At 43.8% G+C, this 23293-nt stretch carries 21 protein-coding genes and 1 riboswitch; of the genes, 17 read left to right on the plus strand and 4 right to left on the minus strand.

Annotation, left to right across the window (positions count from 1 at the left end; all coding sequences use genetic code 11):
* The coding region (locus tag BCT49_RS23400; RefSeq protein ID WP_198595898.1) for a reverse transcriptase domain-containing protein at positions 1 to 3505 on the plus strand (3505 nt) is incomplete at its 5' end.
* A gap of 8 nt (positions 3506 to 3513) precedes the next feature.
* Complete coding sequence (locus tag BCT49_RS23405) at positions 3514 to 3942, plus strand: restriction endonuclease (RefSeq protein ID WP_102438522.1); 429 nt, start codon at positions 3514 to 3516, stop codon at positions 3940 to 3942.
* A gap of 318 nt (positions 3943 to 4260) precedes the next feature.
* Here the strand turns inward: BCT49_RS23405 and BCT49_RS23410 are convergent, their stop codons facing one another.
* The gene (locus BCT49_RS23410; RefSeq protein ID WP_102438524.1) at positions 4261 to 4935 is read right to left on the minus strand and encodes a glutathione S-transferase family protein; all 675 of its coding nucleotides are present in this window, start codon (positions 4933 to 4935) and stop codon (positions 4261 to 4263) included.
* 497 nt (positions 4936 to 5432) lie between these two features.
* Here BCT49_RS23410 and BCT49_RS23415 point away from each other — a divergent pair, with 497 nt between their 5' ends.
* The 10 genes from BCT49_RS23415 (at position 5433) to thiM (ending at position 14287) form a co-directional block, all read left to right on the plus strand.
* Positions 5433 to 6530 carry a YdcF family protein gene (locus BCT49_RS23415; RefSeq protein ID WP_102438526.1) on the plus strand — a complete coding sequence of 366 codons (1098 nt, stop codon included), beginning with the start codon at positions 5433 to 5435 and terminating at the stop codon, positions 6528 to 6530.
* A gap of 128 nt (positions 6531 to 6658) precedes the next feature.
* On the plus strand, positions 6659 to 6910 hold the full coding sequence (locus tag BCT49_RS23420; protein WP_102438528.1) for a DUF2999 family protein: 252 nt from the start codon (positions 6659 to 6661) through the stop codon (positions 6908 to 6910).
* Positions 6911 to 7121: 211 nt separating this feature from the next.
* On the plus strand, positions 7122 to 7862 hold the full coding sequence (locus BCT49_RS23425) for a helix-turn-helix domain-containing protein (protein ID WP_102438530.1): 741 nt from the start codon (positions 7122 to 7124) through the stop codon (positions 7860 to 7862).
* Between the two features lie 77 nt (positions 7863 to 7939).
* Positions 7940 to 8857, plus strand: coding sequence for a DMT family transporter (locus BCT49_RS23430; protein ID WP_102438532.1), 918 nt, complete (start codon positions 7940 to 7942; stop codon positions 8855 to 8857).
* A gap of 98 nt (positions 8858 to 8955) precedes the next feature.
* A riboswitch (TPP riboswitch) is annotated at positions 8956 to 9067 on the plus strand.
* Between the two features lie 99 nt (positions 9068 to 9166).
* A complete protein-coding gene (gene thiD / locus BCT49_RS23435) occupies positions 9167 to 10051 on the plus strand; it encodes a bifunctional hydroxymethylpyrimidine kinase/phosphomethylpyrimidine kinase (RefSeq protein ID WP_102438534.1) in 885 nt (294 codons plus the stop codon).
* Positions 10041 to 10820: an ABC transporter ATP-binding protein gene (locus tag BCT49_RS23440; protein WP_102438536.1), complete on the plus strand. Its 780-nt coding sequence runs from the start codon at positions 10041 to 10043 to the stop codon at positions 10818 to 10820. The genes thiD and BCT49_RS23440 overlap by 11 nt, the downstream gene beginning before the upstream one ends.
* Positions 10813 to 11628: an ABC transporter permease gene (locus tag BCT49_RS23445; RefSeq protein WP_102438538.1), complete on the plus strand. Its 816-nt coding sequence runs from the start codon at positions 10813 to 10815 to the stop codon at positions 11626 to 11628. Before BCT49_RS23440 ends, BCT49_RS23445 begins: the two co-directional genes overlap by 8 nt.
* 120 nt (positions 11629 to 11748) lie before the next feature.
* Positions 11749 to 12705: an ABC transporter substrate-binding protein gene (locus BCT49_RS23450; RefSeq protein ID WP_102438540.1), complete on the plus strand. Its 957-nt coding sequence runs from the start codon at positions 11749 to 11751 to the stop codon at positions 12703 to 12705.
* Positions 12706 to 12791: 86 nt separating this feature from the next.
* Entirely contained in the window at positions 12792 to 13472 is a 681-nt protein-coding gene (gene tenA / locus BCT49_RS23455) for a thiaminase II (RefSeq protein WP_102438542.1), read from the plus strand.
* Positions 13473 to 13501: 29 nt separating this feature from the next.
* The gene (gene thiM, locus BCT49_RS23460; protein ID WP_102438544.1) at positions 13502 to 14287 is read left to right on the plus strand and encodes a hydroxyethylthiazole kinase; all 786 of its coding nucleotides are present in this window, start codon (positions 13502 to 13504) and stop codon (positions 14285 to 14287) included.
* 162 nt (positions 14288 to 14449) lie between these two features.
* Here the strand turns inward: thiM and BCT49_RS23465 are convergent, their stop codons facing one another.
* Positions 14450 to 16393: a methyl-accepting chemotaxis protein gene (locus BCT49_RS23465; RefSeq protein WP_102438546.1), complete on the minus strand. Its 1944-nt coding sequence runs from the start codon at positions 16391 to 16393 to the stop codon at positions 14450 to 14452.
* Between the two features lie 261 nt (positions 16394 to 16654).
* Between BCT49_RS23465 and thiE the strand changes: the two genes are divergently transcribed.
* Positions 16655 to 17269 carry a thiamine phosphate synthase gene (gene thiE / locus BCT49_RS23470; protein WP_102438548.1) on the plus strand — a complete coding sequence of 205 codons (615 nt, stop codon included), beginning with the start codon at positions 16655 to 16657 and terminating at the stop codon, positions 17267 to 17269.
* Between the two features lie 207 nt (positions 17270 to 17476).
* Here thiE and BCT49_RS23475 read toward each other — a convergent pair whose 3' ends face one another.
* Together BCT49_RS23475 and BCT49_RS23480 are read right to left on the minus strand one after the other, a co-directional pair.
* On the minus strand, positions 17477 to 17818 hold the full coding sequence (locus BCT49_RS23475) for a thiamine-phosphate diphosphorylase (protein ID WP_102438550.1): 342 nt from the start codon (positions 17816 to 17818) through the stop codon (positions 17477 to 17479).
* Between the two features lie 438 nt (positions 17819 to 18256).
* Complete coding sequence (locus BCT49_RS23480) at positions 18257 to 19159, minus strand: LysR family transcriptional regulator (protein WP_102438552.1); 903 nt, start codon at positions 19157 to 19159, stop codon at positions 18257 to 18259.
* A gap of 138 nt (positions 19160 to 19297) precedes the next feature.
* Here BCT49_RS23480 and BCT49_RS23485 point away from each other — a divergent pair, with 138 nt between their 5' ends.
* The 4 genes from BCT49_RS23485 to BCT49_RS23500 all read left to right on the plus strand — a co-directional run bounded on the left by BCT49_RS23485 (position 19298) and on the right by BCT49_RS23500 (position 23287).
* Positions 19298 to 19726, plus strand: a complete 429-nt coding sequence (locus BCT49_RS23485) for a PACE efflux transporter (protein ID WP_102438554.1) — start codon at positions 19298 to 19300, stop codon at positions 19724 to 19726.
* Positions 19727 to 19905: 179 nt separating this feature from the next.
* The gene (locus BCT49_RS23490) at positions 19906 to 20886 is read left to right on the plus strand and encodes a helix-turn-helix domain-containing protein (protein ID WP_102438622.1); all 981 of its coding nucleotides are present in this window, start codon (positions 19906 to 19908) and stop codon (positions 20884 to 20886) included.
* A gap of 280 nt (positions 20887 to 21166) precedes the next feature.
* A complete protein-coding gene (locus BCT49_RS23495) occupies positions 21167 to 22546 on the plus strand; it encodes a metal-dependent hydrolase family protein (protein WP_102438556.1) in 1380 nt (459 codons plus the stop codon).
* An 81-nt stretch (positions 22547 to 22627) separates the two neighbouring features.
* Positions 22628 to 23287 carry a DUF3299 domain-containing protein gene (locus BCT49_RS23500; RefSeq protein WP_102438558.1) on the plus strand — a complete coding sequence of 220 codons (660 nt, stop codon included), beginning with the start codon at positions 22628 to 22630 and terminating at the stop codon, positions 23285 to 23287.
* Positions 23288 to 23293: the final 6 nt, after the last annotated feature.

The following is a 23293-nucleotide window of genomic DNA, read 5'->3' on the forward strand; positions in this document are numbered from 1 at the left end:
GAATTACGCAACAAAGCCGCTGATACCTGCACCTAAAGCAGCGAAATGGTCTATTGAAAAAGGTCGATGGATTCAAAAGAAAAGTGATAGAAAACTTCGCCCTTTAGCAGATGTTTTTATTAAAGACCAAACAGTGGCGACAGCAGTTACGATGTGTGTTGCAGATGCTCTAGAAAGTCGGCAAAAGAATTGTTCCTTAGTAGATCAAGATTACACCGATCACATAGATAACAACATAGTGAGTTATGGTAATCGCCTGCTTTGTGATTGGGAAGATGGAATCGCGAGATTCCGTTGGGGAGGGAGTGAGTTTTACCGTAAGTACTCTTCAGACTACCGTACTTTTTTACAAAGACCAGCTTCAATAGGAAGAGATGTTCAACAAAAAGTCAGTACTGCTGACGAGGTTTATGTCCTACATCTAGATTTATCAAATTTTTATGGGTCAATAAAACTAGACTTACTCTTTAACAAGCTAGAAAGGATATCGTCTGATCATTATAAAAAACAACATAAAGAGAATTATGTTCATGATGCTACATTTTGGAATAAAGCACTAGATGTGTTTGACTGGGACTGGTCGGAAGAATCAATAGAAGATGCCAAAAAATTAGACTTGCCAACTTCATTAGGATTACCACAAGGGCTGGCTTCTTCTGGAGCTTTATCTAACGCTTACCTGATAGACTTTGATGAAAAAGTAATTGGAAACCTTCGAAGTAAAGTCAGTGATAATCAAGTCTATTTACACGATTATTGTCGGTATGTTGACGATCTTCGGTTTGTTGTTTCTGGAGAGTCACTAAATAAAACTAAAATTAAAGATTCAATTGAAGCATTTGTTCAGGACATTTTGGATGAAAATTTGAGTCAGAGTCAGGAAGATATCTCAAATGGCTTACAGTATTTAAAAATAAATAGCGATAAAACTCAGGTTTTTGAATTAGCAGATCTAGATAATTGGAGTAGTTTATCTAATAGAGTCAATGAGCTTCAACGTGAAATAGGTGCTTCATGTGTGGCTGATAGAAATACTTTGGATTCGAGTATCCCTGCACTACAGCAATTGTTGCAAACTGACCACAGCGATGTTCTTCAAGGTGTTGAAAAAGTATTTCCTAGTTTAAACTTAGATAGTGCGATAAATGAAGACTCTGTACGTCGATTTTCTGCTCATAGACTTAGCTCCGTTCTCAAGCAAAAAAGTAAGGTGATTTCACCTAAAGATAGCTTTCTTTGGGATAATGAGGCAAAGGTTATATCGAAAGAATTAATAACTGGTTGGCTCAAAGATCCATCTAATATGATTTTATTTCGTAAAGCAATTGAATTACATCCTTCAAATTCTTTGTATGGAAGTATACTTGAAGAAATACTTAATAGAGTAAAAAAAAGTAAAGACACTGAAGACCGGTATATTATGACTTACCTACTGTCAGATATATTTAGAAGTGTCATTGATATTTATCGACGATTGGAACAAGAAAGACGTCATGAATATAAGAGTTTAATTAGTGATACTACAGCTACAGCTCAAAAGCTACTCTCTAGTAAAGCTATATTACCTAAGTATATTTACAAGCAAGCGCTATTTTATTTAGTCTCTGTAAATCAGCCACTTATTGATTCTGATAAAGTAACTCCTAGTATCGGTAGATTACATCAAGTGTTGATGAAACAACGTTTAACGAACTTCCGCATCTCTGATGGATACTTGTTTGAAATAGCGGCTCAAATTACAGACGATTACCAAGCTAACGCTGCTTTCTTGTTGTTACATTCCTCAAATCCTGAGACTTTAGATGCGATCCTTGAATCATATGCTTATCGTGGCGGTAAGTTTTGGAATGCTATTTGGAGTGAAATGCGACGGACTAAAGATAAAGACCGGGTGACTCTCTATCGTTGGGCTATTCCAAAAAGCGAGTCGAACCCAAATGGTCATATTCATTACCTCTCCACAATATCTAGCTTTAAAGCTAACCCTTTCAAACACGAACACTCATTGCTGAAATTGGGTATTGCGTTAGCAGAAATAGTTGAAAATGAAGATTCTGAGTATTGGAGATGCGATGGCGAGCAACTTTCACCTCATGAAATCAAGATAGAGATTCAAGGATCTAATTCGTGGAATGATTTATGGAATACTGATACCAAAATCATTTGTATTCCTGAACCAAAAGGAGACGTTTCTTATGACCCTAGATATAAGACTCCAAGTTGGTTAGTAACTGATTCTACAAGGTCAACAGACGAACAAAAAGTCTATTGGATTTGCAGTTTACTGAGAGGAGCAGCATTAGGCAATATTGACTACACTCAACGAAATGACTTGAAGAGTGAAGAGTCGAAATATTCAGGTATTAGAACTCAGTTTTTCAAGAGACAAATGGGAATGTTACATTCACCTGAATCTATTGTGGGCTCCTTCGGTACGATTAGTGATTGGTTTGCACATCTACTCCAACATTGCCTTCAATGGCCAGGTTTTTCTTCTTCTTATATTGAAGAGAAAGAGATACTTTCAATAACAAATTTATATGGATTTAAGGAGTGTTTGAAAAACAGATTGAAACAGCTAAATGCCTGTGTGTGTTTAGCATCTGAAGTACCGACACTGCCTACGATCATCAATAGGCCCGAGCTAGAAGCAAATCTATTCCGAGTTGTTACGGTTCAACAGTTGTTTCCCAAAGAAAAACACTTCCATTTATCAGACGTTACCTTGGATCATCCTAATATTCGGTGGAAGCACCGCGAACATCTAGCAGAAATCTGTAAATTAACTGAACAAACTTTGAGTGCAAAGTTAAGGGCAGAGTCGAGTGACTATAAAAGTACTGCTGATTTGATAGTGTTTTCTGAAGTCGCAGTTCATCCTGATGACGAGGACCTTATTAGAGGGCTTGCGCTTAAGACAAAGTCTATCGTCTTTGCGGGATTTGTTTTTACTGAGCATGATGGTCGGATTATAAATAAAGCTCGCTGGATAATACCTGACAAAACTGAGTTTGGTATGCATTGGCGTATCCGAGATCAAGGTAAATTCCACATGACTCCGGGAGAAAAACACTTAGGAGTTGAGGGGTATAGACCATGTCAGCATGTTATTGAAGTCGAGGGTAGTCCTGAGGGGCCATTTAAACTCACGGGTGCCATTTGTTACGATGCTACTGACATTCGATTAGCGGCTGATTTAAGAGATAAAACCGACATGTTTGTCATCGCTGCTTATAACAAGGACGTAAATACTTTTGACAATATGGCATCGGCACTGCAATGGCATATGTACCAGCATATTGTGATTGCCAATACAGGAGAGTATGGAGGTTCAACGATGCAAGCTCCGTATAAAGAGAAACATCATAAGTTGATATCTCATGCCCACGGAGCTAGTCAAATAGCGATTAGTACAGCCGACATTGATTTAGCTGCATTTCGACGTAAGGTAAGAGAATACAAGAAAACGAAAACGGAGCCTGCAGGCTTTAACCGCAAACACTAAGAGGAATTATGGAAACATTAGTACAATGGGCTACCGCTTTGTCACCAGCAGTAAGCGGTGGTGTTGCGATTTGGGCTATACTGGTTGCTAAGAAAACTATCAGTGAAAACAAAGAGATTGCAAAAAAAACAGTTGCAGACACGGCTTATCAAACATATCTGCAATTAGCTATGGAGAACCCTGATTTTGCGAAAGGGTACAGTGCAGTTTCTGCACGAGACCCTAAGTATGATAAGTACGTTTGGTACATAGCTAGAATGCTATTTTGTTTTGAACAAGTAATTGAAGTGAAGGATAGCTTGAAGGACGAATCTTGGGACAAAACACTCACTAAGCACTTGGGGTTTCATGCAGAGCACTTCAAGAAAACCAAGGTTGTTGAAGAAAAGCTGTATTGTACACCTGTTTTAGACCTTATTCAGTTAAGTCAAAAGTAACCCACATTGTTTTATCTCGACGAGGAAGGAGCATTCTTGCTCCTTTTTTGTCTTGTAGATTAATAGAAAATTTAGTCACAATCGTTCCGGATCAATTGCTTTCAATGTCGTTTGAACGACTTTGTCATACTTTTGACTATTAAATTCTTGTAAATTTAGCAAGGTATGTAACTTATTTATGTCTAGAAATGTGTTTTGGATAAGTGGATTGTAAAATCATGATGTTTGATATGATTTGAACAGAAAGAGCCGCTTTTTAGCGGCTCTTTCTGTTTGAGTTTTAGCTATCACTCAGTAGAGTGTTAACTTTCAATTCTTCTACTTCGCATAATTCGAAGGAAACAGTGCTCGTTTCGCTTCTTCATCACGTTCAGTTTTAAATTCAACGTCTTTGCCGGTTTCTCGGGCGCGAATTGCGGCAGGGCGAGTGTTGATGGCGTTAAACCAACGCTTCAAGTTCGGGTAAGGTTCTAAGCCTTCTTCACCAAGCACGACAGGTGCTTTATCAATCCAACCCCATGCAGCTACATCGACAATGGTGTACTCATTGCCGACGATAAATTCACGACCTTCCATATGCTTTTCTAGCACTTCGTAATGACGTTGTGCTTCACGTAGGTAACGGTTCACAGCGTAGTCTAGGCCTGCTGGTGCCGCATTGCGGAAGTGTACCGATTGACCCGAATAAGGACCAAGACCACTCGCGATAAACATCATCCAAGAGAGCAGTTCGGCTCTGTCTTCTGGTTGTCCACCAAGCTTGCCTGTCTTCTCTGATAGATACAGAAGGATGGCGTTCGAATCAAATACGCGTTGTCCTTCGTCTTCAATCGCTGGCGTTTTACCGTTCGGGTTAATCAAACGATATTCCGGCGTGTGTTGCTCGCCTTTTAAGGTATCGACAGGAACAAGTTCAAAATCTAGGCCTGTCTCTTCTAGAAACAAAGCGATCTTCATTGGGTTGGGTGTTTGGTGAAAATAGAACTTAAGCATGGGGTAACTCCTTGTATTGGTCACTTATTAAAGCACCACTTGAACGATCGTTCAATAATTGATTTTGAATTATTTGAAAATATGTCGATTCGCATTTAACGGCGCTACGTTTAAAACTTTGTTATCCGGGGAAGGATTAACATCCAACAATTCGGTGTGTTGGATTTTAAGTTGTTGAAAAAGTGAGCTTAAATTTGTTGTTTGGACGTGTTGTCTTCTGCGGAGTTTGGGTTTGTTATGGGTGGTTTTTGGTGGAATAGGGCGTATGGAATCCGTAGTTAGATGTTCCAAAATGATCGGTGAATTCGCCTTTAAACCAAAATTATCTCGATGCACAGGCTTATTGATAAGTTCAAAATCGTGATCTGTTGCCACACCTTATGCAACAAATGAATATTAACCTCGGAGATTCTGGTGTGGTTCACGGTTTTTTAATCTTAGGGACTTACATTGGTGAGCAAATCTGATGTGAACACTTAACGACACAGGATCTTTCCATGAAAAAGAACATTATCGCCCTCGCTCTTGGTGGCATGCTCGCTTTTGGCGCAACACCTTATTCTTTTGCTGCTAACGATGGCGCTGTACAGGCTTCTGCGGACTACGCGCAGTTGGTGACTAAGCGACAAGTTGTCGACCAATTACTTCTTGATGCGTTGCAGGCGTTTAAGTCTCCGGCAAGAATTTCTCACGCGGGCTTCACGGCTAAAATGCCAAGCAACATGGAAATTGTGACCAACCGACTGTTAGAAGCTTACGAGCTAGAACCTTACCGTACTGACTTGCTGATCTCGGCTGCGAACGCTCAGATTTACAACAAGAATGCTGAGCGCGCTATTGAGTTGTTTGAACAAGCACTGACGGTTGCGCCGGACGATGTTGATCTTCATGCTTACCTAGCGGTTTGGCAACGATTTGAAGGTAATGAAGGTGAATCCAACAAGCATATGGAGAAACTGGAAAGCCTGAATAAGGGCAAAGCAGATGACATCAAACGTATTTTTGCTACGGTAGACCGTGTGTTAGAAACACCGCTTAAAGAGTCTGCAGATAAAGGGCTGTTGAGCGACCACGGTGCCATCGTCACTTTGGGTTACGCGCTTAATCCAGATGGCTCTATGCATAACATCTTGATTGAACGTCTTGAAACGACATTAGCGATGTCTAAAGCTAATCCAGATGCGATGATCGTGTTGACGGGCGGCGTGCCTAAAAATCATAAGACAGAAGGCAAATTGATGGCGGATTGGCTTATCTCAAAAGGGGTGAGTAAAGATCGCATCATTGAAGAGAACTACGCGACCAGCACGGTAGGCAATGCCTTGTTCAGTAGCTATGCACTTGCTCGTCATGATATTAAGCACGCGACCATTATCAGCTCAGCAAGCCATGTTCGTCGTGGTCAAACTCTGTTTGAAATTGCTAGCTGGCAAACGGGCCCACAGGGTATTACGTTCGATACGGTTTCTTACCCAGACAAGCCGCTAGAAGATCTTAAGAAAGCGAGTGATGGTGAGCTGTTGGGCATCTATCGTGATGCTCTTCGTACTTATGGCATGTGGAGCTACCGTTCTTACCCGCTGGAATCTCGTTAAGCCTAAACATCGTTTTTATTAGGGTAGAGTAACTCTCGTAAGAGCAAAGCCTAAGTTGTTAGTACAATCGAGCACAGCTAGATGGTATGCTGTGCTCCTACTTAATTTAGTGTTTCAAAGGCAAAAAAATGAACCCGATTTTAGCAATGTTGAAAGAGAATAATATCAGCGACGAGCAGATCAGCGAGATATTCAAGACGTTGACCGAGAACCCTCTTGCAGCAGTGGCGACAATCAGCCAACTTGGTTTACCACAAGATAAGCTTCAAATGCTGATGGGTCAGGTAATGCAAAACCCTGCGTTAATCAAAGAAGCAGTTGAAGAGCTTGGCCTAGATTTTTCTAAGGTTGAAGCCGCTAAAGAGCAACTTCAAAAATAAGTGAGTTTGAATGAGCTGATATCGTCTTAGCTTAATCAAAATTCAATGAAAAGGTCGTTTAAGTTCAGCAATAGGCTGTCTTAACGGCCTTTTTTGATCATGTCACCTAGCTAGCATGAATTTGATGAGCATTGAGTGTGACTCTGGGGAAGTGATAATGTAACGTTGTCTCTATTACTTTAATCTAACGAAATGTACTCGGGCGTTGCTCATGAAATCTAGCTTAAGCATTCGATCTTACACCAAGCAATTTAATACTCATGCTCATGATGGCCATCACCAATTGGTGTTGCCGATCCAAGGGAGTATCAACCTTGAAATGGTCGGGTATGTCGGCAAAGTGGCGGTGGGCGAGTGTGTGGTAATTCCAGTGACTACGGCTCATGCGTTTAAAGCGGACGAAGCAGCACGGTTTATTGTTGCTGATATGGCTGTGTTGCCTCAGCACTTGTTAGATCAAGATCTCTCTGTATTTGCGATTACTCCGCCTTTGATGAGCTTCTTACTGTTTGTTGAGAAGCAGCTGGAATATCAAGTTGATAGTGGTATTGAATCGTCAATCTTGGATGTGTTTTCACTGCTGTTAGAGCAACAACAAGTAAGCAAAAGCATCGACCCACGTATTCGTGCGGTGCAAAGGCTCATTGCGGATAATTACGCCCAGCCTCTCTCAATTTCGCAGCTCGCAGAAACGGCGTGTTTGAGCCCCACTCAGTTCAAAAAATGCTTCAAAGAGTGCCTTGGTATCAGTGCGCTTAAATACATCACTCGATATCGTATGGAGAAAGCGCAAGCCTTGTTAAACCATACCGATTTGCCCGTCCAATTGATCGCTGAAAATGTTGGCTATACTGATGTGTCTGCGTTCAGTCGCCGCTTCTCTCAGCACTTTGGAATGTCTCCAAGAGCGTTTTTAGGCTCGATGAAAGAGAGTCTTTCAAAACAACAATAGCGTCCGTTCTGCAAACTAAATTCAAAGCCTCTTCACTATTATCTAATTCAGAAATGAAAATAAACTGGATAATAGCAATGAATCTCGCCATCAATCGCGTTAACGAATTCCAAAGTGGTACTTTAGCCATACTGTTTGCTTCTGTCTTATGGGGTACGACAGGCACTGCCGCAAGCTTCGCGCCTGATCTCAGCCCATTAGCGATTGGCGCGTTTTCAATGGGTGTTGGTGGCTTATTGCAAGCTGGCTTAGCGTTTCGAAAGATCCTAGCCGCGCTCGACAAGCTTTTGCTGAACAAGAAATTGCTAGCGGTGAGTGCGTTGGCTTTGGCTGTTTATCCTTTGGCTTTCTATTCTTCTATGAAGTTATCGGGTGTCGCGATTGGCACGGTCGTGTCGATTGCAACTGCGCCGTTCTTTTCTGCTCTCTTAGAGTGTCTTATCAGCAAAAAGAATAATATCAACAAACGCTGGTTAACGAGCTTTGCGATTGGAGTCGTTGGCATTGGGTTATTGGTGTTTTCAGAGTCGTCATCGGCGAGTGAATCTGGCGACGAACTGAAGCTTTTGGGCATTGCTTTAGGTTTGGTTGCTGGCCTGTGTTACGCGATTTATTCATGGGCGACGAAGGCTTTGATAGACGAAGGTATTGAATCGCAAGCGGCGATGGGCAGCATATTTGGTTTAGGTGCAATGCTATTACTGCCAACGCTTTGGTTTACAGGGGATAACCTATTCGCGTCGAATACTAATATATTGGTCGTGAGTTACTTGGCGTTAATTCCGCAATGCATGGGTTATATCGCCTTCAGCTTTGGACTGCGACATGTCACCGCGAGCAGTGCTAACTTGATTACATTGCTTGAGCCAGTTGTTGCCGCAGTACTCGCCGTGTGTATTGTTGGAGAGTTGATTCCTTTTACAGGCTGGCTAGGTATGTTCTTGATAGTGATGTGTTTGTTTATTCAGTCGAAGCCATCTAAAGGAACGTTATAAGTATTTGTTTTGTTGAGCCTAATTGAAATTTTTTCATGTGTAATTCTTATAATTGAATAAAATCAGTATCTCAGTTGTGAGAGTGCTGTTACTATCGCTATCAATAGTCGGGGGGCATATACCTTATTTGGTGTGTGCTGAGATCGTTATTCGAGACCCGTTGAACCTGATTCAGTTAACACTGGCGTAGGGAACTATGATTACTTTGCCTACGTGGTTCATCAATGCACTTTGATTGGTTTCACCTCCACACTCTCTCTGCGGCCAAAGTTCGGTTCTCTTACGTCTTTATAGACAGTAGGAGCGACCATGAAACAGCATTCCAATTCTCAAGTATCACCTAGCAGTACTCAAATACCAGAAAGCCAATCTTCTTCGATCAACACTCCGATTGTTTTAACCATTGCAGGCTCTGACAGCGGCGGTGGTGCGGGCATTCAAGCTGATATCAAAGCCATGTCTGCAACCGGTAGTTTTGCTTGTTCAGTGATTACCGCAATTACTTCGCAGAACACCCAAGGCGTTTCCGCCATTTTTCCAATCCCACTTGATCATGTCGCTAGCCAGTTAGATGCGGTTTTTACTGACCTCAATATCGTGGCAGTCAAAGTCGGCATGTTGGCAGATGCGCAAATCATTAAAGTCGTTGCGGACAAAATTAAACAATACCAGCCTAAGCACTTAGTGATTGATCCTGTAATGGTCGCGACAAGTGGCGACCTGCTTTTAGAAAACGCTGCCATTACTACGCTAAAGCAAGAACTGATTCCTCTGGCAGACATCATTACCCCTAACTTGCCAGAAGGCGCAGCGCTCACGGGTAAAGCAGTCCCTGAAAGCGAAGCTGAAATGCAGGGTATGATTGAAGACCTGCGTGCTTTGGGTGCAAAAGCGGTACTTCTAAAAGGCGGCCACTTGGAGAAGGACGAAAACAGTAACGACTTACTGATTCTGCCAACCACGTCTGCTTTGATTAGCGCAAAGCGTTTTCCTACCAAAAACACCCATGGCACAGGTTGCACGCTCTCTTCTGCCATCGCTTCTTTCTTGGCTCAAGGCAACACGCTTACGCAAGCTGTCGACCTTGGTAAACAATACATTTCTCACGCGATTGCTCATGCTGACGAACTTCAAATTGGTCAAGGTCACGGCCCGGTAAATCACTTCTTCGCTGGACACGGTAATGTCCGTTAATACGATTGGCGTTCAACTCAGCAGCGCGACCTTACGTTACCGCGATAGCGAGCACGCGACCTTGTCGGGGTTGTCGCTGAGCTTAAATGCAGGTAAATGGACGGTGTTGCTGGGTCGAAGTGGCTGCGGAAAAACCACGGTATTGCGTTATCTGGCAGGTTTGTTGGACGACAAAGTTGAATGGCAGGGCACATTGGCAACGTCTGATGAACTTCCTTTAACGGATCGCATTGCTTACATGGCTCAGCAAGATTTGTTGCTGCCATGGTTGTCGGTTATCGATAATGTGTGCCTGAGTCATCGCTTTCAAAATTCCGCAGACAAGCATCAAAGCCAAGCATCTCATAAACAAGCTCAAACCAACCAAGCATTGGAGTTGCTGACTTCGGTTGGTTTGGCCGACTACGCGAATGCGATGCCGGATCAATTGTCTGGTGGTATGCGTCAACGTGTTGCTTTGGCTCGAACCTTAATGCAAGACAAGCCAGTCGTGCTGATGGATGAACCTTTCTCAGCTCTGGATGCGGTAACAAGGCATAAGCTGCAAAGCCTAGCGTGTGGACTGTTAAGAGATAAAACCGTTGTGTTGATCACTCATGATCCACAAGAAGCGGTGCGTTTGGCGGATAACTTGTATGTGTTGCAAGGCACGCCTGCAAGCGCTCAGTCATTGTCTGTGCCTAATACAGAGACACCAAGAGTGTTAGACGGTGAATGTGCAGAGTTGCAACAAGCCATCTTAGATCAGTTGGAGCGTGATTATGAATGATCTAACGCGAAGCGAAGTTGGGGCTCGTTCAACCGACATACAGGCCAGCACTGAACGTCCTCGTCAGATGAATCCCGTTATGCGTTTGCTTATCAGCAGTGCTGTGATTCTGGGCTTATGGCAGCTGGTGGTGGTTATCTTCGATATGCCGAGCTTCATTCTGCCAGCGCCTGCAGAAGTCTTCATCAAGCTAATCGAACGCTACGATGTGTTACTCAAGCACACTTGGGTGACTGCGCAGGAGATCTTACTTGGTCTATTGCTCGGTTTATCCATGGGGTTGTTTTTCGCCCTGCAGATGTTGATGTTCGAACCGTTGAAACGTTGGTTGTTGCCTATCTTAATTGCTAGCCAAGCGATCCCGGTGTTTGCTATCGCGCCCGTGTTGATGCTGTGGCTTGGTTATGGTATCGCCTCAAAAGTTGTAATGGCGGCGATCATTATCTTCTTCCCCGTGACCACTTGTTGTTACGACGGCTTGCGTAATACACCGACTGGTTATCTTGATCTTGCTAAGACCATGGGTGCATCGAAATGGCAACTACTGCGTTATATCCAACTGCCCGCTGCACTGCCAACACTGGCGTCCGGTATTCGTGTGGCTGTGGTTATTGCTCCAATTGGCGCAGTGGTCGGTGAGTGGGTGGGTTCGAGTGAAGGGTTAGGTTACCTAATGCTACAGGCCAACGCACGCATGATTATCGATGAGATGTTTGCTGCCTTGTTTATCTTGGCGGTGCTTTCAATCTCGCTCTATTTTGTCACCGATAGATTACTCAAAAAGGCCATCCCTTGGGAGAACCAATGATGGCTCGCTCAATAACTCTTTGTTTAATAAAGCTTCGCTCAACACTATTTATCTAAACAAAACTTCGTTAAAAATTAGCTCTATAAACATAAGAATAATATTCAAAAGGAAAGGTTAACTGTGAAAAATACAAAATTGATAGGTGCAGTGGCACTGCTTGCTTCATTGGTTTCAGGTCATGCTCTAGCGGATTCTGAACAGAAGAAACTGACATTGATGTTGGATTGGTTTGTAAACCCGAACCATGGCCCGATTGTGATTGCTCAAGAGCGTGGCTACTTCGCTGAGCAAGGCCTAGAGGTTGAAATTCAAGAGCCAGCTGACCCAAGCACACCAGCAAAATTGGTCGCAGCAGGTAAGGTTGATTTAGCCGTAACCTACCAACCAAGTTTAACTATGGATGTAGCTGCTGGCTTGCCTTTAGTTCGCGCATCAACTCTTATCGCAACACCACTGAACACGCTGATGGTTTTGGATAACGGCAAGAACGATTCGTTAGCGGATCTGAAAGGTAAGAAGATCGGTATCGCGATTGCTGGCAACGAAGAAGCGACTATCGGCACTATGTTAGCGCAAGAAAATGTTGCATTTACAGACGTGCAAACCATCAATGTTGGTTGGGCGCTTTCGTCTTCACTAGCATCGGGCAAGGTAGACGCAATTTGGGGCGGCTTACGTAACTTCGAAACCAACCAGTTAGCACTTGAAGGCTTTAAAGCGAAGGCATTCTTCCCAGAAGAACACGGTGTGCCAGCTTACGATGAGCTTATCTTTGTTGCGAACGCAAAGCAGCACGACGATGAAGCGATCAAAGCGTTCAACAAAGCACTTGAGCAAGCAACAACTTACATTGTGAACCACCCACAAGAGTCATGGAGTGAGTTTGTTGCGTATTCACCAGATACGTTGAACAACGAGCTTAACCAGCGCGCATGGAATGACACGCTGACTCGTTTTGCGCTTCGCCCTTCAGCGGTTGACCTAAAACGTTACGATGATTACGCGCAGTTCATGTTCGACAAAGGCATCATCAAAACGCTACCGAAAGCAGAAAGCTACGTACCTGTATTTAACTGATTCGTTTTTAGCTATTCGTTTTTAACTAATTCGTTATTAATAAGATAACAGCTGTAACCGAGTTTGGTTACAGCTAAGGAAACGCCATGAAATATCAAGATTTAATCCAAGCCTGTCAGCAAGATTGGCAAGACTACACCGAGCACGCTTTTGTTAAAACGCTGGCAAACGGCACACTCGCTCAGCCGTGTTTTCTGCACTATTTGAAGCAAGATTTTCTGTTCCTAAAGCAGTATGCCCGCGCTTACGCATTGGCAATTTACAAGGCTAAAACCTTGGCTGATATGCGCCGTGCATTGCCAAGTGTTCATGCTCTATTAGATTCTGAAATTTCACACCACGTGACTTACTGTGGTCAGTGGGGGCTAACGGAATCTGATTTAGAAAACGAACCGGAAGATTTCGGTACAGTGGCTTACACGCGCTACGTTCTAGATGCGGGTATGACGGGTGATCTTGTCGACTTATATGCGGCATTGGCTCCGTGTTCAATTGGTTATGCCGTGATTGGTAAAGCGCTATTAGAAAGCAGTGACACTGTTTTAGAAGGCAATCCATACGCGAGCTGGCTGCAACTGTATGGTGGCGAAGAGTTCCAGTCTGGCGTGGCAACGGGCGCAGAATATTTCAATCAGCTGCTTGCTGAAATTGATATCAACAGCGAGCGTGGTCAGAACATCGTTCATATCTTTAAAACCGCAACGCGTATGGAAGTGGCTTTCTGGCAGCAAGGGCTGAACGCTCTTAATGATTCACCAGTTGCTTAAAGCGACTTCTAACGAATAAGGATCTATCCATGCTAACTGAACAAATTATTCAATCACTGCGCGATGTGCGAGCGCGAAAGCCATTGGTTGTGAACATCACCAACTACGTAGTGATGAACAATACTGCCAATGCTTTATTGGCGATTGGCGCTTCGCCTATCATGGCGCACTCACAACAAGAATTGGCTGAGATGATGTCATTCTCAGGCGCTTTGGTGATCAACATCGGCACGCTCGATAGCGTGTGGACGCCAAGAATGCGCTTCGCGGTTGAACAAGCGAATGCGAACAACAAGGTCGTGGTGCTTGATCCTGTGGGTTGTGGTGCAAGTACGCTGCGTACAGAGACTTCTCGTGAAATTGCACGCTTAGCCGATAAGTTGATCATTCGTGGTAATGCGTCTGAGATTATCGCGTTAGCGGGTGAGCAAGCACAGAGTAAAGGCGTTGATGCGCTAGATAGCAGTGATGCTGCATTAGGCGCAGCGCAATGCTTAGTCGCTGAATACGGTGCGAACGTGGTGATTTCTGGTGAGACAGATTACGTTGTCACGAAAGACAGTGTTGTGACGTTAAACAACGGACATCCAATGATGCCGTATGTGACTGGGATGGGTTGTACCTTAACGGCATTGACGGGCGCATTTGCTACTGTTGGAGATGACAGTGGTTTGGCGGCAGCTGCGGTATTAGGCGTGGTTGGTGAAATCGCAGCTGAAAACTCACGTGGCCCAGGTAGCTTACAAATGAACTTGCTTGATGAGTTGTATCAATTAGACGAAGAGACGCTAATTCAACGTCTGAAGATTCAGTAGATTCAAACCAAGTTTTAAGCTTGTTAGTTATCTAATTTAAATTGTCTCGTTTACTAAAAAGCCCCGAACACATATGTGTTCGGGGCTTTTTTATTATTGCTTCAGAAGCGTATTAAGTATCTTGTCGAGTTAGCTATCTCGTTAGATGAAGAATTGGCTTCGTTAGGTTCTAAAACGATTCACTTGGCTTTCTAAGTGATGAGCAACTTCGGTTAAGTCGCTCGCTGCACCAGAAATACTGCTGACTGACTCTTGGTTACTTTGCGCAATGGTATTCGCACCTTGCGCGTTTTCACCTAGTGACTTGGTCAAGCAATCCTGCTCATCAACGGACACTGCGATTTGGCTATTGGCCTGATTCAAATCTTGGATGTGTTGATTAATCACATGTAAGTTCTGAGAAGCTTGTTGTGCCTGAGTTGAAGCATCGGAAACCGTGCTGTGGCTGACCTTAATAGATTCTAATGCATCTTTAGCGCCACGCTGTAACGAGGTGATGAGTTCATCAATCTGGCTTGCAGAATCTTGAGTACGCTTAGCTAAGGTTCTTACTTCATCGGCCACTACCGCAAACCCACGACCTTGTTCGCCTGCGCGCGCTGCTTCAATAGCCGCGTTCAATGCCAATAGGTTGGTTTGCTCAGATACGCCTTTGATTACTTCAAGAATGGCACCAATGTTCATCGACTCTTTGTGTAGGTCAGTCACTTTCTGGCTGCTGACCTGCATACTTTCATCGGCGCTGCCAATTTCATGCAGTGTCTTGTCTACTTCTTTAAGTCCCATCGCCACATTCTCGGTCGCTTGATTTGCAACTTGAGAGGCGTGGTTAGCACTTGAAGCAATTTCCGATGTGCTCGAAGCCAATTTATCTACGGCTGACGAGATATTGATCATTTCATTGTTCAACTGTGTCGCGTTGGTCGAGCTGTTGTTGGTCACTTGATTGAGTGATTCAGACATCTCACCAATACGCACACTAGAGCGGTTCACTTGGCCTACGATATCGCGCAGAGATTCAATGGTGATCTCCATGTTGGTTAGCAGTTCACCAATCTCGTTTTTGCTCTCAATGTTCACTTCAACATTCAAGTTGCCCTGAGAAAGCTCATTGGTGATCTGCTTAACCTGTGCGATGCCTTTGGTGATAGAGCGAGTTACTAATACGGCGCTCGTCATGCCAATAACTAGAGCTACACCCGTTAGCAAGAAGATGATTTGAATCGAGCGTTTTTCACTGGCTTGCAGCTCTGGTGTTAATGCTTGTTTCTGTTGCTCTAGAATGCTCTGAGCATCGGCTACCGCGATCGCTAAGCTGTCGCCAATAGAGGTAAGGCTAGCGGTTCTTTGGGTGTTCTCAATCATCTGTTGATGAACTTGCTCAAAGCCTTTTGCATACGCTTCGCGCTGGTTTGAGAAGTCTTCAATCAACTCACTTTGGTAAGGGGATGATTTAAGAGACTCAATATCGCCCTCGATACCTGGCAGAGCATATTCAAAGATGTCTTTACCGGCTTCATAGGTTTTGAGGTCGTTGTTGTTTGAATAACTTAGAACGGTGATCTTGGCTGCGAGAAAGTTCTCCATCAACATGCCCGCATACAAGCTCGCGTTTGGATCGTTGTTGTTGTAAGACTCATACAACAAGCTCTGAGCAGCTTTGAGTGCGTTGGTTTCTCGTTTTACCATCTCAACATTCACCAGTTGGTCAATGAGTAACTGACTCTGTTTCATTGAGCCATAAGCCGCATCAAATGCCGCAACGCTGTCTTGCACTAATTGCAGGCTCGATAAGCTATCGGTTTTGGTGGTGGTTTGAATTAAGTTGTTCAGCAGTTCATCAATCGCGAGTTTGCTTGATTGATAATTCGCTTCGTATTGCTCATCCAATGACTCTAAGTAGCGTTCAGAGGCTAAGCGCATCTGAAGAAAGTGCACTTGGATGTTGCCTGACAATGTCGCTTTGTGGCTGAGTTCACTGTATTGGCTAAAGCCGTTCGACAAGGTTTGAATACCTTTGTAACTCACAAAGCCTGAAATGACGAAAAAGAGCAAGCAGATGGCATAACCCAGCTTGATCTTGAGCGCTATAGAAAGGTGGCGCATAACTATCCCTATATTTACCTGATTCCTTCATAGCGAAGTATTTCATAAAACAGCATTCTGGGCATGCTTAAGTGAATAGTTTGTGTAATAAGTAACGCTTTAGTTAAAAAGTTCAGGTTTTTCGATATGCTTTCAACGAGTTGCGTATTTGAATTCACACGTTTAACTTGGGTAATTAAGTACTAACTTCCATGCACATGATGCGATTTGTCGGTAAAATGGCATAACACCAATTTTCGAAATCGACTCCAAAGGTATGCTATGAATCCTTATCAACTCTACTTGGTTACAGACGACCAACAAGATCTAGAAACGCTTAAGTTCGTGGTTGAACAAGCAGTCGCTGGTGGCGTCACTATGGTTCAAGTAAGAGAAAAGCATGGAGACGTGCGATCTTTCATCGAACGAGCTGAAGTCGTTAAGTCGGTCCTAGCGGGTTCTGGTGTGCCGTTGATCATCAACGACCGAGTGGATGTGGCATTAGCCGTTGATGCCGATGGTTTGCACTTAGGGCAATCGGATATGCCGGCAGCCTTAGCACGCAAGCTGATTGGCCCTGATAAGATTCTTGGTCTATCGATTGAAACTGAGCAGCAGCTACAAGAAGCCGACAGCTTGCCGATTAATTACATTGGCCTCAGCGCGTTGTTTGCCACACCGACTAAGACAAACCTAAAGAAACACTGGGGTTACGAAGGTATTCAAATGGCGTTGGACACAACTAAACTCCCGATTGTTGGGATTGGTGGCATCAACGAATCGAATATCCCTCAGCTGACTGAAACGGGCATTCATGGGTTGGCACTAGTGTCTGCGATATGTCACGCCGAAGACCCGAAAGCAGCGGCAGAGCATCTGTTGTCTTTAATGAAGTGATATTGGCTCAGAGGTGAACCTTAACGGGCTGATTGAATAGATAAGTCGTTAGATAAAGAAATGCGAGGCGTCTCATTGCACAGTGCAGAGACGCCTCGCGAGAATAGGTTTGATTGGTTTTTTTAGCTTAGAGCTTAGGGCATTAATGCTGAATGCGCTTTGTTATAAGCTTAACGTCATAACCATCATAAAGTCATAGATGCAGCGTTATAAACACAGCGCCAAGGTGCCGATGACCATAAGAACGATCGCAGCATACCAACCATATTGCGCAGTTTTATCGGCAACAAAAATCTTAATGTAATTGATTTCTTCATGCGCCATGGCAATAAAGTCGGTGTAGTTAATCGATAATTCACGACTGGTGTCTTTGAGGTCTTGTTGCAGTTTGTTGAAAGCCTCATCGATGAAGCCTTTTGTTTCTGAAACAGACGGAGCAGCAACCAACGCTAGGCTATTCCAAACCGCCATACGCGATTCATATTCACTTTCACTGACACAATTAAGTACGCGTAAATCATACTCTCGTTTGTTACGCTCTTTACCCATTTTCTCAGGGCAAATATTTCTTAAAACGTTCACGACAAATTTTCCAAAAGGTTCATTTAGATATAGAAAAGCACTCAAAGAGCGCTCATAAACTGGGGCGAATTAAATTCAAAAGTGATCTATCTGAAGTTGTATAAGTGGCTGCGATACAGAACACTCATCTGGGAGACTTGAAGTTAGGTCAATGGTGTTAAAGAGCGATTGGGTCTGTCTATATTCGTTTGAAAAGACAAACCCGTTGGGATCGCAGTGTAGTTAGGTCACTTTGGGACATCAACTAGGGTGTTTTATCCAGACGACAAAGATATTTATCGGCACGATAAGCAGAAATGAGGTAGCCGTGGTGAGTTCCACGCCGATATTGAACCTCTGAATTGACGATTTTTTCAAACATAGAGGGGCTTTGAAAAATAGAGGACCTTTGAATAGCAGGGAAGGTTAATTTACCTGCCATTGATTGTATTGCAGTGAGTAGCCTTCTAATTTCTCAATCAAGATGGTCAACACGGGCCCATTAATGTGGCTGCGTGACACCAAGCAACCGACAGGGGTTATCCAACCACCATGCTCGTGTGCGACGGGTAGAGCCACCAAGTCGCCTTTTTGAATACCTTCCATCACCATCATTTCTGGCACATTTGCCCAACCCACGTTTTGTTCCACCAACTCGATAATGGTTTTATGATTATTGGCATACCAGAGCATCGAGCTAATGCCGTAGGTGAACCACAATTCGCGCTGCTTGGAACTGCGATGCACGCATTGGCGGTAACGTTTTAAGTCCGAATCCTGCACCACGGGCATCTGGCTGAGCTCGTGTGTGGCGGAGCTGACAGTGAGAAAACGTGCTTGGCCAAGCAAGAAAAAGTCCATATCCACCTTCAGTTCACCATCTGCATAGATAATGCCTATCTGCGCTTTTCCACGTCTGACTAAGTCTTCCACATCGAAGGTTGAGGTCGCAATGATATCGAAGTGCGTGATTGGGAACTGCTCGGCCAGTGAACTGATTATCTTAATGAAATTCTTGTCTATGATACTTTCATCAACAGCAATGATCAGTTCGTGTTCGTCTTCTTGAGTCAGCGATTCTACTTTTTGATCGAAGTACTTTTGTTGGTCAAGAATCGACTTAGCCACAGGCAATAACGCTTTACCTGTGTTGGTCAAAACGGGGATGTTTTTCTCTCGGTTAAATAGCTCTTGGTCGATGGCAATTTCTAGATTGGCGATCGACTGGCTGACGCCGGATTGAGCGCGTTTCAGCTTGCGCGCGGCCGCTGAAAAAGAGCCACTTTCACACACAGTGACGAAGACTTTTAGTTGCTCAAAACTGTACATGCTATCTCTCGCTCAATACTAAATGGGGTGATAACTCTCAGGCTATCACTATTCGTGATGGCTGTTAACTTTCTCTTATTATTTTCGATGACATAATCCTAGCTAATCCAACACAGACTAGATTATTTAGAGGAATGTATGAGTACGTTAGAAAGAGTGTTTCACTCAGTATTATTTGAAGTTTTGGCTGTAACGCTTTCCATTATAGGCTTAGCGATATTTACCGATCACGATGTGAATGCCTTATCAGGAACAATGATAGTTGTTGCCACTATCGCGATGATGTGGAACTACTGTTTCAACCGCATTTTTGATCGCTACTTCACGGGTGAAAAATCCAAACGTTCGTTGAAATTGCGTATTTTTCATGTGGTGTTGTTCGAAGCTGGTTTGCTGATAGCGACTATTCCAGTGATGGCTTTCTTGCTTAACGTGGGTATTTGGCAGGCATTTTTGATGGATATCGGCGTGACCATTTTTATTACCATTTACGCGTTTGTATTCAACCTGATTTACGACCATGTTCGAGCATTCTGGGTACGCAGAGCGGATCTGGCCGTTCAGTAATCTGCCAAGTCAGTAAACGCTAGTTTGGCTACTAACCGATTGTTTATAAATCATTTTGGCGGAGGTTTTCGGTTAGTAAGCCTAGGTCACTCGTCATTTATTCTGCTATCTTAAATAAGGTGATAACTTGAGTTCGTGAAAGAACAGATTAAGAGGAAAGGATGTCCAATACCCCTCAAATGACGGTTGTAGATAAGAAAGAAGTCGAGCTGTTTGCTGAACTGTTCAAACATATCGACGGCGAGATCTATACCTTGCTGCGCAATGCCAAAATTCCTAATGATATTCTCACCAGTAGCGACCATTACCAGTATCTCCCTGAGACCACCATTAAAAACGTGGTCAAAATTATGGGTGAATCGGCGTCACGAGAAGAGTTTTCATTGTTTATGTGGAGCTTTTGCAAACAAACCTATGTGCCAAGGTTCGTCGCTAAACTGAGTAAGCAGGATTCGCTAAAGAGCGCGCTTGACCAATTTTCTGAACAGTTAAAGCAGGTATCGAATGGTGCGCACCTTTACACTAAACACTCCGGTGGCAAGTGGTGGTTTGTTCGTGAAAAGCCCTTTACTAATGCGCCTTGGTTTAAGTTTGCAGAGCTGTTCTCGGTTATTTTTATCAACGAGCTGATTTCAGTGTTAACGCAAAGTCGCTGGAAACCGTCGGAAGTCGGTATTCAAAGTGGCGACCTCGACTGTTTTCAATCTCTTCCACAAATGGGCAGTGCTCAGTTTTTTACTCATAGGCCAGTTACGGCGTTTGAAATCCCTGAAGAGATCATGCTAGAGGCGATTGTTTTACCCAAGGTAACCCAAACGGCAGAACTCCCCACACCTTTACCAAGCTCATTTTTGAGTGCCTTTAAGCTCGTGATTAAACCTTATCTCACCATGGGAAAACTGCCAATCAGCCTGGCATCTGAAATCCTGAACATTCATGTCAGAACGATTCAACGCCGATTAGAAAACGAAGGGGTTGTCTACAAAGCTTTGATAGAAGAGATGGTGCTGGAACAGGTGTTGGAATTGCTCAAGCAGTCGGATTTGTCGATCACTCAAGTAGGCGCAAAGATGGGCTATTCCGATTCTTCTCACTTCACTCGAGCGTTTAAGCGCCAGATGAACATGACCCCAAGGCAGTACCGCAAAGAACACAGTTGAAGTCGATAAGTCAAAGCTCGAAACTATCAATGAAATCACCCAACAGATAACCGGAGACCGTACGCAGAATTATTCATTGTCACCAAATGGCCATTTATCAACCTTGAAGACTGGCAGTATCACTACTAAGTTATTGAATGTGGATAAGTTGTTTTTATTTTGTCTTTCGTGAGTGTTGCGACCAATAAAAACACCTTTGAAACCTCATAACACTCATCAGTAGTTACGGAATCGTTGTGGGAAGTGGACGCCACTAACAAAACGGAATCAAGGTGTAAAAATGAATAATTCAGGCTTAAAGCTCTCTGTTGTTGCTCTCTCGTGTTCATTTGCTCTTTCAGCAAATGCAGCATCAACGCTATTTACCAACGTTGATGTTTTCAACGGTACTGAAAACAAATTGTACGAAGACCATCATGTCTTGGTTGAAGACAATCTTATCAAACAAATCTCTGCAAGCCCGATTGACGCTGGCGAAGCGGAAGTGATTGATGGCACTGGCAAAACGTTAATGCCGGGTTTAATCGAAGGTCATGGTCACTTGCTGATGAATGGCGGTAATTTAAGTGACCACGAAAACAACCGTACGATTGAAGAACTGGCCGCTCGAGCAACAGTGAGCGCTAACGCTGCGTTTCAATCAGGCTTTACCACGTGGCGTGATGCGGGTGGTTTGAACACGGGCCTACGTAAAACAATCGACTCAGGCATGTTGCCGGGGCCAAGACTGTACACTTCAGGCGCGTTTATTGGCCCAACAGGTTCACACGCCGATTTCAGTAATCTAACCACGGCGAACCAACACTTCTTTGGTTCATCGACCAACATGGCTCGTAATAGCGTGAGCTTTAATGCTGACGGGATTACTGAAATCAAAGCCGCTGCTCGCCAAAACTTCAAGCAAGGTAATACTCAAATTAAGATCATGTCGTCGGGTGGTGTGGCTTCGTCATTTGACCCTTGGCAACTGAATGCGATGTCTGCTGAAGAGATTGAGGCAGCTGTAGAAATTGCTGATGCTTACGGTTCTTACGTGATGTCTCATGCCTACAGTAAAAAAGCGATCATGCGTAACTTGGATGCAGGCGTTAAAACGATTGAGCACGGCTTTATGTTCGATGGTGATATTGCCGACAAGATGGAAGACAAAGATGCTTATATCACAACCAACATGACCGCGTTCTCGCCTTACCTGACACAGATCGAGGCAATTAACTCGAACCCTGCGTCTAAGCGTAAAGCGGAGTCTGCAACCAAAGCGTTCAAAGACTACATCTCGAACGTAAACAAGTATCAACCTAAATGGGGTTTCCACACAGACTGTGTTGGTGACGTGGTTTCTTGTATCAAACAAACTGACCATACGATCTTCCTTGCGGGTAAAGAGTTAGGCAACTTCTTCACATTGAAAGGCATGACATCGGTCAACGGCGAAATCGTTAAGTTGTCTGGGGTGATGGACCCATATCCAGACGGTAAGTTGGGTGTGATTGAAGCGGGTGCATACGCCGATATCATCATTGTCGAAGGTAACCCACTTGAAGACTTATCCGTGATTGGTGCAAACGAGAAATGGTTTGATGCAGAGCCGCGTAGCCCTGAAATCGATACCATCAAAGTCATCATGAAAGATGGGAAAGTCTACAAAAACACTCTGTAACACAACGCGACTATTCAGTTAAAAACTAAGCTTTAATAGGCGACCTACTTCGGTAGGTCACCTCTCTTCAAGGTGTCCCTTATGCAAAAAACGCTTTCTCTTATCCTATCGATGATTTCACTGACTATTGTCGCTTTACCTAGCTTTGCTGAAACCGCGATGAATATTGAGTGGCAAGATCTGAATTCAGAATCTCACGAAATGAAATTAGAAATGCCAGATCTTACTGATCAGCAAATGCGTCTATTACAAGGTGTGATAGCAATGAGTGCATCAGAGGAAGAGCAAGCTCAACAACAGGCTTTATTATTCAAAAAAACGCTAAAAGAGCAGGGCGTGAACGCAGACGAAATGATCGCGCTGCGTGACGAATACATGAAAACCATGAAAGCGAACGCTGAAGCTATCACGACAGAATTTGATGGTAAGAAAGTGCGAGTTCCCGGCTTTATCGTTCCTTTAGAATTCTCAGAAGGCATGACCGCAACCGAGTTTCTGTTAGTGCCAGTGGCGGGCGCGTGTATTCACATGCCACCACCGCCTGCAAACCAGATTGTGCGCGTGTCTTTCCCTGAAGGCTTTCAGGTACAGAACGTTCAGTATCCAGTATGGGTTGAAGGTGACTTTAGCTCGAACAAAGTGACCGAAGAAGTCTTCCTCGTGGATGGTAAAAGTAACCTCACCATGGGTTATGAAATGAAAGCTTCGATGATCGAAGACTATTACGAGAAAGAAAATTAATGGTTG

Origin of the sequence: Vibrio lentus, assembly GCF_002875945.1 — a bacterium.
In the GTDB taxonomy this organism is placed as follows: domain Bacteria; phylum Pseudomonadota; class Gammaproteobacteria; order Enterobacterales; family Vibrionaceae; genus Vibrio; species Vibrio apostichopi.